The organism is Pontibacter sp. HJ8, assembly GCF_054824225.1.
Window position 1 is genome coordinate 1 of record NZ_JSYF01000001.1, and the last position, 10,199, is coordinate 10,199.

9 protein-coding genes are annotated in these 10,199 nt (G+C 51.3%); 3 read left to right on the top strand and 6 right to left on the bottom strand.

What is annotated here, in order from left to right; translation table 11 throughout:
- Positions 1-326: 326 nt before the first annotated feature.
- Together OB13_RS00005 and OB13_RS00010 are read right to left on the bottom strand one after the other, a co-directional pair.
- Positions 327-926, bottom strand: a complete 600-nt coding sequence (locus OB13_RS00005) for a DUF2179 domain-containing protein (RefSeq protein ID WP_461488080.1) — start codon at positions 924-926, stop codon at positions 327-329.
- 57 nt (positions 927-983) lie between these two features.
- Positions 984-2,048: a mechanosensitive ion channel family protein gene (locus OB13_RS00010; protein WP_461488081.1), complete on the bottom strand. Its 1,065-nt coding sequence runs from the start codon at positions 2,046-2,048 to the stop codon at positions 984-986.
- A gap of 279 nt (positions 2,049-2,327) precedes the next feature.
- Between OB13_RS00010 and OB13_RS00015 the strand changes: the two genes are divergently transcribed.
- Complete coding sequence (locus OB13_RS00015; protein ID WP_461488082.1) at positions 2,328-4,535, top strand: bifunctional alpha,alpha-trehalose-phosphate synthase (UDP-forming)/trehalose-phosphatase; 2,208 nt, start codon at positions 2,328-2,330, stop codon at positions 4,533-4,535.
- A 74-nt stretch (positions 4,536-4,609) separates the two neighbouring features.
- On the opposite strand, the gene xseB is transcribed toward OB13_RS00015, so the two are convergent.
- From xseB to OB13_RS00035, 4 genes are all read right to left on the bottom strand, one after another.
- The gene (gene xseB, locus OB13_RS00020) at positions 4,610-4,870 is read right to left on the bottom strand and encodes an exodeoxyribonuclease VII small subunit (protein WP_461488083.1); all 261 of its coding nucleotides are present in this window, start codon (positions 4,868-4,870) and stop codon (positions 4,610-4,612) included.
- The gene (gene xseA, locus OB13_RS00025; protein ID WP_461488084.1) at positions 4,860-6,425 is read right to left on the bottom strand and encodes an exodeoxyribonuclease VII large subunit; all 1,566 of its coding nucleotides are present in this window, start codon (positions 6,423-6,425) and stop codon (positions 4,860-4,862) included. The genes xseB and xseA overlap by 11 nt, the downstream gene beginning before the upstream one ends.
- A gap of 147 nt (positions 6,426-6,572) precedes the next feature.
- Positions 6,573-7,625 (bottom strand): CNNM domain-containing protein, encoded by a 1,053-nt coding sequence (locus OB13_RS00030; protein WP_461488085.1) that lies wholly within the window; start codon positions 7,623-7,625, stop codon positions 6,573-6,575.
- Between the two features lie 73 nt (positions 7,626-7,698).
- Positions 7,699-8,094, bottom strand: a complete 396-nt coding sequence (locus OB13_RS00035) for a hypothetical protein (RefSeq protein WP_461488086.1) — start codon at positions 8,092-8,094, stop codon at positions 7,699-7,701.
- Between the two features lie 334 nt (positions 8,095-8,428).
- Between OB13_RS00035 and OB13_RS00040 the strand changes: the two genes are divergently transcribed.
- Together OB13_RS00040 and OB13_RS00045 are read left to right on the top strand one after the other, a co-directional pair.
- Positions 8,429-9,274 carry a hydroxymethylglutaryl-CoA lyase gene (locus OB13_RS00040; protein ID WP_461488087.1) on the top strand — a complete coding sequence of 282 codons (846 nt, stop codon included), beginning with the start codon at positions 8,429-8,431 and terminating at the stop codon, positions 9,272-9,274.
- A gap of 2 nt (positions 9,275-9,276) precedes the next feature.
- On the top strand, positions 9,277-10,017 hold the full coding sequence (locus tag OB13_RS00045) for a (Fe-S)-binding protein (protein WP_461488088.1): 741 nt from the start codon (positions 9,277-9,279) through the stop codon (positions 10,015-10,017).
- Positions 10,018-10,199 lie beyond the last annotated feature (182 nt).

Below are 10,199 nucleotides of genomic sequence, written 5' to 3' on the forward strand. Positions count from 1 at the left end.
GACCAACGGGAGAAATCTGATACAAGCTATAGGTATCATCCAGATTTCTCACTGCCGTTCGAAATGACAGTTTGGGGTTGAAAAGTCCCCCTTCGATGGGGGCAGGGGGATGACGAATCAGTGGCTATGAAACAAGATGTCTCAAATAGTAACAGCAGGCTTCCCTCCTGGGGGAGGGGTGGTTGGACCCGGTATACCTAACACATGAATTGCTGCAGCTTGAGTAGCGCCTGTGATCAAACTATTCTCCATCCTTGAGCAGAGCGCTCCAAAAGAAACTGTGCTATACCTAAACAGGCAAAGTGCCTACTCTCCATCTGCTATACCTACTTCCCCTTACGCAGCGGGAAGAATTTTCTGAAAGTGATCTTGCGTTCCACTTCCTCTTCCGGAATCTCTACACCCGACACAGATCTTACATCCTCGATAGAGTAGAAGGCGTTGGGGTTGTAGTCGCGGATAATACCGATTACTTCCTTTAATTTTTTCCGCTTGACGATCATGAAGAGCAGGTTGACCTTGCCGCGCGTACCTTTGGCGTCCACGCTGGTCAGTCGGTAGCCACGGCCGGCCAGGCGCTCGATCAGATCTTCGGCCGACTCCACCGTAATCACCCGCACTACCATTTGCCCCAGCGCCAGCTTCTGCTCAATGCGAAGACCCAGAAAATTACCTGTTGCAAAGCCTGCGGCCCAGGCAAAGTAGGAAACAAAATTGCTCAAGTTCTGCATAACCTGCGTAATGGCTACCAGCCAGATGAGTACTTCTACAAAGCCCAGCAGTGGCGCTATCAGTTTGTCTCCCTTCGATATGAACACGATCCGCAGGGTGCCCAGGGTTACGTCCACGATGCGGGCCAGAAATATGAGTATAGGTATAATGACCCAGTTCATTATTTCCGGGTCAATTCCTTTGAAATAATCCATTTAATGATTTATCCTTTGGCTGTATTGTATGTGTTAATGCTTATTGACCGGTACCTGCTATTGTTCCTGGCCCAGTTCAGCTCTTACCTTAGGCAACGCGCCCGGGTAATGTTGTTGTATAAAGGTAACAAGATTTTCCCGGATATGGCAGCGCAGGTCCCAGGCTATACCTGAACTGGCGGCACTCACCATCACACGCAACTCCAGTGAGTTCTCTTTTGCATCTGTTACCTGCAGGTTTTGTACTTTTTTGTCCCAAAGAGGGGTGCCGTCCAATATGCGTTCCAGTTCTTTTCTGAGCTTGTCAATCGGCACGGTATAGTCGGTGTAGAGGTATACCGTAGCCAGAATGTCCGATCCGGTACGGGTCCAGTTCTGAAATGGTTTTTCGATGAAATAATTTAGGGGTAGGATCAGGCGGCGGTTGTCCCAGATGCGCAGCACGACATAGGTCAGGGTAATTTCCTCTACACGACCAAATTCACCTTCAAGTACCAGCACATCGTCTATGCGCAAGGGTTGTGTGAAAGCGATTTGCAGGCCAGCCAGTAGGTTAGCCAGGGAACGCTGCGCAGCAAAACCAACGATGACGCCGGCTATACCTGCCGATGTAAGCATACCGGTGCCAAGCTTGCGGACAGGCTCGAAGGAGAGCAGGATAAGGGAAACTGTGATAAAAGAGATGAGCAATATCGACAGTTTCTTGATGAACTGAAGTTGTGTGATGAGCCTGCGCTCCCGGAAATTATCTTCTTTGGTGATCTGGTATTTTAAACGTACCATGTCCTGTGCCACAAGTACCAACTGCAGCATGATCCACCCAAATCCGGCAATGGTCAGGAGTTCTATCAAGCGTCTGAAAAATTCGCGCTGCTCAGGGGTAAAGGGTGTCAAAGCCAGAAAAAAGGCTGCAAACAGCAAGGGTATAAAAAAAGAGAGAGGCTTGTCCATGTGCCTTGTAATGGAAGCCACCAGGTGCGGGCTGGTTTTACTGTTGTACAGGTTGAGCAGCTTGAACAAAAAGAGCTTTACGAGAATGCCTGCTACGATGCCAAGTATCAGTATCAGAAGGCCAAGGACCAGTTGATCCAGTTCTGAAATAAAATGCGTTATTCTTTCCATAAGGTTTAGGCAAAACCTGAAACTCAGGTCTTCCTGCCACTAAAAACGTTAAACCAAAAGGATGGTACTTGCAAATCCGGCACTTTGTTTAATATTATATAAACCAGATACTATAAATATAATTAATGCTATATACTGAAAACGTGCGCGGAATTCTTGCGTATGATAGGTAGAACTGCCAATAAACTCATTTTTCAAACATGTAATCAAGTCTCTACTGCAATGCTATTGATCCTCTCCGCGTTGCTGCAGATTGCCTGATTCAAGGTATTATAACACATGGCGAAATTGATCATTGTATCAAACAGACTTCCCATCAAGCTTCAGGAAAAGGAAGGTAAACTCGACTTCAAACCAAGCGAAGGCGGACTTGCTACCGGACTTGGCTCCATCTACAAAAAGAAGAATAATCTCTGGATCGGATGGCCGGGTATGGTGGTAGAGGAGGAAGCACAGCAGGAGAAGGTAGCCGAAAGTCTGCACGATCAGAATATGCACCCGGTATTCCTGACTGAAAAAGAGATCAAGGAATTTTACGAAGGCTTCAGCAATGAAACACTGTGGCCTACTTTTCACTATTTCAGCCAGTATGCCATTTATGAGCAGCAACTCTGGGAAACTTATGTAGCCGTTAACGAAAAGTACTGCGAAGAGGTCGTGAAACTGGCGGAACCGGACGATACCATTTGGGTACACGACTACCAGTTACTGCTGCTGCCTTCGTTGCTGCGTGAAAAATTGCCCGACAGCACGATCGGCTTTTTTCAGCATATTCCGTTTCCGTCTTACGAGATCTTCCGGCTCTTGCCCTGGCGCAAAGAGCTGCTCGAAGGTATGCTGGGCTCCGATCTGATCGGCTTCCATACCTACGACGACATGCGCCACTTCCTTAGCTCCGTGAACCGGCTCGTTGGCCACGGCAGCACCCACGGCTGGATCAACACCGGCAACCGGTCGCTGCTGGTTGACTCGTTCCCGATGGGCATTGATTATGAAAAGTATTCCCAGACAGCCGACAGCGAGGAGGTAAAGAAGCGCGAAAAAATTTACCGCAGCAACCTGCAGACCAAGAAGATCATCCTGTCCATCGACCGCCTCGACTACTCCAAAGGTATACCGCAGCGGCTGCTGGCGTTTGAGCTGTTCCTCAAAAAGTATCCCGAATTTCATGAAAAGGTAACGCTGGTGATGCTGGTGGTGCCTTCGCGGGATGCCGTGGAGAAATACAAGGAACTGAAAAACGAGGTAGATGAACTCGTAGGTCGTATCAACGGAGAGTACAGCCACATGAACTGGAACCCGATCCAGTATTTCTACCGCTCGTACCCACTCGAAACGCTTTCGGCTTTTTACCGCATGGCCGATGTGGCGCTGGTAACACCCATGCGCGACGGCATGAACCTGGTTTGCAAGGAGTACGTTGCCAGCAAACTGGACCAGACGGGTGTACTGATCTTAAGCGAGATGGCGGGTGCGTCCAAGGAGCTTTCAGAGGCCTTGCTCATCAATCCCAATGATATCAACCAGATGGTGGAGACGCTGCATACGGCCCTCACCATGCCGGAAGAGACGCAGAAGCAGCACATGCATAACATGCAGGAGTCCTTGCGCAGGTATAACATACACCATTGGGTGAGCATGTTCATGGACCGCTTGTCTTACGTGAAGATCAAGCAGCTGTCGATGGCTACTACCTACCTGGACGAGGCTACTTTCCAGGAACTGAGCAACTCCTACACGACTTCGAGTACCCGCCTGTTCTTCCTCGAGTACGACGGGGCATTGGTTGACTACCACAACAGGCCGCTGATGGCTACCCCGGATGAAGACCTGCTGGAGCTGTTGCAGGTACTGAGCAACAATCCTAAAAACAGGGTAGTCGTGATCAGCAGCCGCGAGAAGGACAACATGCAACGTTGGCTGGGCCACCTGAACATTGATCTGATCGCCGAGCATGGCGTCTGGATCAAGCAGCGCGGAACGGGCTGGCAAACCATGACAAGCCTGATCGACGACTGGAAAAGCGATATCCGCCTCATTCTGGACCTGTACGTGGACCGTACGCCGGGCTCGTTTATCGAAGAAAAAGAGTTTTCGCTGGTGTGGCACTACCGCCGCGTAGAAACCGGTTTGGGCGAATTACGAGCCCGTGAGCTGGTCAGCCACCTCAATTTCCTGGCCACCAACAGCAACCTGCAGGTGCTCGACGGGCAAATGGCCGTTGAGGTCAAGGCGCAGGAAGTGAGCAAAGGCAAAGCGACCAGTTTCTGGCTCAACATGTCGCCACACGACTTTATTCTGGCGCTGGGCGACGATTGGGGGGACGAGGACATCTTCAAGGCGATGCCGCGGGATGCCTACACGGTCAAGATTGGCAACTCTCATTCGGTCGCTAAGTACCACCTCGATACCTGCGAAGAGGCCAGAAGGCTGCTCTCGCGCCTGGTGCAACTGAAGCAGAAAAAGTTGCCGAAGGAGCTACAATAAGTTTCTTATCAGAACAAAAACGCCCCTGCCGGAACTTGATCCGGCTGGGGCGTTTTTGTTAGGTCAATGGTTTGTTAAAATAATTTACCGCTGGAAGGATTGTTCTTTTCCTGCCGGGTGGGTTCTTCGCAGTTCTCTTCATTGAACACCTGGTTGATGGCGTTCTCAGCATTGCGGAGCTTGTCTTTGCAGAGTTTTATCAACAGCGAAGAGCGTTGTACTTTTTGGGTCAGCTCATCCACATCGACTGCGTCGCTTTCGATGGCCCGCAGAATTTCCTCCAGCTCCTGGGTGGCTTCGCGGTAAGTCATCTGGTTTATGTCTTTATTCGTCATTGGTATCTAAATTTACAACTAAACTGTGTACCCTGCCATCCTGCAGGCGGGTCTCGATTACATCTCCTTCTTTTATCAGCCCCATGCTTTTTATTATTCTGCCGTTGATTAGCGTCAGGGTATAGCCCCGCAGCAACAGCTTCTCCGGATCATTGGCCTGTATGCGGGTCTCCAGCAGGTCGACCTGGTGTGCGGCGGTGCTTACTTTTTTCTCTGCGCAGTAGTGGATCTTATCACTGCACTTGACAAAAGCCAGCTGGCTGCGCTTGAGTTTATCTTTTGCTTCCGTCTCCACACAATGTACCAGCTTGCTCAGGTCCTGTTCTTTGAAGTGGAGCCAGCGCTGCCCTATACCTTCTACGCATACCGACAGCTCACTGAGCTGCTTGCTTCGCAGGTGCAGCAGGTCTTTGGTATAGCCCCGGATCGACTGCTCTTTGTCGCGCACCTGGTGTTTCTGGTTATCCAGGAAGTTCTTTGGTTTCAGCAGCAGGCTTCTGGAAAATTGCTCCAACATCTCACGTCCTTCCTGCAGGTAGGTGTTGGTGAGGTTGGAGATCTTCAGGCTCTGCCGCTCCAGCTTGTCTGTGGAGAGGCGCAACAGCTGCGCCGAGAACATGTAGATGCTGTCAAACAAACCTTCCACATGCTCTTCTACTTCCCGACACTTATCGATCAGAAAGTTGGCAACAGCCGTTGGTGTTTTCTGGCGGGTATGCGCGACCAGGTCGGCTATACTTTCGTCGCGCTCGTGCCCAATGCCGGTGAGCACGGGCAGGAGAGAATGCCCGATCGCCGCTGCTACCCGGTAATCGTCAAAGCAGCTCAGGTCCGATTGCGAACCACCTCCCCGAATGACCACAATGGCATCAAACAGGTGGCTATACCTGGCGATCAGGGCCATGGCTTTGGTGATGGAAGCAGGCGCCTCATTGCCCTGCACGATCGCCGGAAAAAGCCGGGTGCTGAAGGTATAGCCGTATGCGTTGTTTTCGAGCTGATGTATAAAATCCTGGTAGCCGGCTGCGGTGGAAGAGGAAACGATCGCCAGCCGTTGCGGAGCCAGGGGTAATTCCAGCTCTTTGTTGGCCGTGAGCAGGCCTTCCGCTTCGAGCCGCTTCAGGGTTTCCTGCCGCTGCCGTGCCAGGTCGCCGATGGTATAGTTGGCATCGATGTTGACGATGTCCAAGCTCAATCCATACAGCTCATGAAAGCGCACATTGGCCTGGAAAAGGATTTTGAGGCCAGCTTTAAGGGGCTGGCCCGTTTTCTCCTCAAAGTAGCGCCCCAGCATCTGGTAGCGGGTGCTCCAGATCGTAGCCCTGGCCTGCGCCTGCAAAGCCCCCCGTGGGTCATCGCCTTTGTCCACCAGGTTGAGGTAGCAGTGCCCCTTGCGCTTGTCCGGCGATACCTGCGAGATTTCGGCCACTACCCAATAGCTTTCCGGGAACGCCACTTCCAGCTCTTCCCGTATCTGCTGGTGCAGTTCGAAGAGCGAAAGCGGAGCCTGAAACTCCTGTTGAACGGTTGTCTGGCGGAAATAAAGCTGAGCCATGTATCGGGAAGATAATCTAAACCCGAAGATAGGACTTTTTCGGCGAAAGGTGGACGAGGACCAGGCTATTTGTTACAGAAGCAGGTATAGCATACCTGCTGCCGCTGCCTTTTTCAGTGTTCAACCTGAGGTTCTGAACTTTCCTGACTATTCTTCGGGGTGGTAGCCGATCCCTTTTGCCCGTTTTGCCCAGTTGTCGCGGGCCCACTTCTGCATGTCCTCCACGTTATCCATCTCATCCATGATCTCCATACCCAGCAGCGTTTCGATGATGTCTTCCATCGTCACGATGCCGGCTGTGCCACCATACTCGTCCACTACCAGGGCAATGTGGTTCTGTTCTTTCAGCAGGCGGTTGAAGAGCTCCGGGATGGGCATGTATTCCGTTACCACTTCTATGCTGCGGCAGATGCTTTTGAGAGGCAGGGAGCCTTCGTTCGAGATCAGTTTGGAAAGGATCTCATCCTTCAGCACATAGCCGTCAATGTCGTCCAGGTTATTTGTGTACAGGGGGATACGGGAGAAGCGCAGTGTTTTCACCTCCTTGAAATACTCCACGATCGTCTGGTCTTCCCGGGCTCCCTGAATCACGGTGCGTGGCGTCATGATGTGACGCACCATGATCTTATTGAACCGCAGGACATTGCGCAGCATCTGCGATTCTCCCCGCTTGAATATACCTTCTTTGATACCGATCTCGGCCATGGCGGCAAAATCGGCACGGCTCAGCACACTGCGGTCCTTATCTTTTTTGAGGCGCCTGGTGATGAATTGGGATAAGACGATGATCGGGTATAGGGGCGAGTAAATGATGATCCGGAGCGCTCTGACGGTAAAGGGCGTGAGCGTTTTCCAGTAGTTAGCGCCCAGGGTTTTGGGGATGATCTCAGCCAGGATCAGGATGAAGATGGTCAGTATAGCGGAGACCAGCGATACGTATTCATACCCCCATATCCGTTGGGCCTGGCTGCCTACGCCGGCCGCCCCCAGAACAAGAGCAAAGGTGTTGAGGGTAAGGATAGCGGCCAGCGGCCGGTCTACATTGTCTTTAAATTCCCGCAGGTGCTTGCCAAGAACCGGATTTTCTTCTGTGGTAGTGCCCACATGAGAGGGGGTGATGCTCAACAGGGTTGCTTCCAGCAAGGAGCACAGGAAAGAGAAAAAAAGAGCAACGGCAAGATAAAGGATCAATAAGCCCATGTGGGGTATGTGGTGTTTAGGATAGCCTCCGGCGATAGAACGGGCAAAGGCTCATAAACCAAAGGTACTAAATTTAGTGAACTACGCGCAGTACCGGCTCGTCAAGCGGGGCATGCGTTTCGGGATCTGTGGTGAAATAGCCTACCTGGCTGGGGCCATAACCCAGGTTCAGTTCTACGAATTTGTTTTTTTCGGGCAACAGGTCAATAACTTCTTTCTGAAGCTGTTTGTACTGTTCGAGCAATTCTACCATCTTCTGCTCTTTGTCGTTGAAGGTGCTGCTGGGCTGACCGGCTGCGATGCGCTGTTCCAGGTTCTGCTGTTCCGGATCATAGTCCGGCTTTATACTTTGCAGGGAGAGCAATTCCACCTCCAGCAGTCGTATGTCGCGCTCTATGTGCAGATACTCTTTTACTTTCTGTTCCAGCGGAATGAGTGATTCATCCAAGTACTCTATCAGGTTTTCCATGGTTCTATTTGTTGTGTCCTGCCTTCCTATACGATGGCAACGCGCTTTTATTTGCAGAATTATAAGGCAGATGGGGACCGCCCTCCTGCTATACGGACTTTGCATACGTTGCAGTCATTCACAACTACGTGCCATACCCGGAGCCCCGGGTTCCGGCAACACCCGCCTGGCCGCCTGTGGTAGCTGAATTTTAGCGGCCAGGATAAGCAGCTTAGTTATATCCTGAATGAATAAGAGTGATTCCGGATATAAGAATATTAGATAAAGGTATGACAAAGCCAGGGAGCTTAGTAATTCGTATATTTGAAAACGCAGTGAAAAAGTATATGAACTTATGAAAATTATAGAATGCCCACGCGATGCGATGCAGGGGTTGAAGCAGTTTATACCTACCGAAACCAAGATCAACTACATCAATACGCTGCTGCAGGTGGGGTTTGATACGATTGACTTCGGCAGCTTCGTCTCTCCGAAAGCTATACCGCAGATGAGCGATACGGCTGAGGTACTGGCAAACCTGGAACGGAAGGGAAGCGCCTCCAAATTACTGGCCATCATTGCCAATGTGCGTGGGGCAGAAGAAGCGGCATCCCATCGCGGGATAGACTACCTGGGTTTTCCGTTGTCGGTTTCGGAAACGTTCCAGCAGCGTAATACAAACAAAAGTATAGCCGAGGCCATGACCCAGCTGGCCCAAATTCAGGATATTTGCGCAAAGCATAACAAAACACTCGTGACCTACATCTCGATGGGCTTTGGTAATCCGTATGGCGATCCCTGGGACGCCGGCACGGTGATCGGGTTTGTGGAGGATCTGGACAAGCTGGGGGTGAAGATTATCTCCCTGTCGGATACCATCGGTGTATCCAACCCGGACAATATCACGTACCTGTTCGGTCAGCTGATACCGGCTTTCGGGCACATTGAGTTCGGGGCGCACCTGCATACCACGCCTGCCACCTGGGAAGAGAAAGTGGACGCAGCCTATCAGGCCGGTTGCCGCCGGTTTGACGGAGCCCTGCGGGGATATGGTGGCTGCCCGATGGCCAAGGATGAACTGGTAGGGAACATGGCCACTGAAAATTTGATCAGCTACTTCGAAAATAATGGTTTAAATTTGAACCTGAACAAGCAAGCCTTTGCTGCTGCCCTGGCAGCCTCGGGCGCAGTCTTTTCCTGATTATGGCAAGAAAAACAATTGTAGATATTTTTATTCCCTGCTTCGTGGACCAGTTGCATCCGGAAACAGGCATGAACATGGTTAAGGTGCTGGAGCGGCTCGGCTGCGAGGTAAACTACAACCCGAACCAGACCTGCTGCGGGCAGCCTGCGTTCAACGCCGGCTTTTTTGATGAAGCCCGTGAAGTAGCCAACAAGTTTCTCGACGATTTCTCCAACGAAACATCGCATTACATTGTAGCTCCCTCGGCCTCTTGTGTAGGTATGGTGCGCAATGCGTACCAGGATATCTTTGTAAAGTCATCGAAGCTGGTGAAGTACCGGGCCATGCAGAAGAAGGTATACGAGCTGACCGAGTTCCTGACGGAAGTGCTGGACGTGACTACCATACCGGGAGCCGCCCTGCACGGCAAAGCTACTTACCACGATTCCTGCAGTGCGTTGCGCGAGTGCGGCATCAAAGCGGGGCCACGGGCCTTACTGGAAGGAGTGGAAGGATTGGATATGATCGAGATGGAGGATAACGAGACCTGCTGCGGCTTTGGCGGTACCTTTGCCGTGAAGTTTGAGTCGATCTCCGTAGCGATGGCCGAACAGAAAGTGGAGAATGCCCTGGCCACCGGCGCGGATTACATCATCTCCACCGACAGCAGCTGCCTCATGCACCTCGACGGCTACATCCAACGCGAGAAGAAACCGATCAAAACCATGCACATTGCCGATGTGCTGGCGAGCGGCTGGTAAGGTATAGCCGACAGGTATAGGTATAACAGCAGCGGCCTCACTCTGAAAAAGGGTGAGGCCGCTGCTGGTTTTGTAGGGCTGCTATATCTACTTGCCCAGGAAATAGGTAAGGCCAAAATTTAGGTACATGCTGGAGAAGTTGAACTCCAGATTATTGGATGTATAGGCAGTTTCTCTATGCT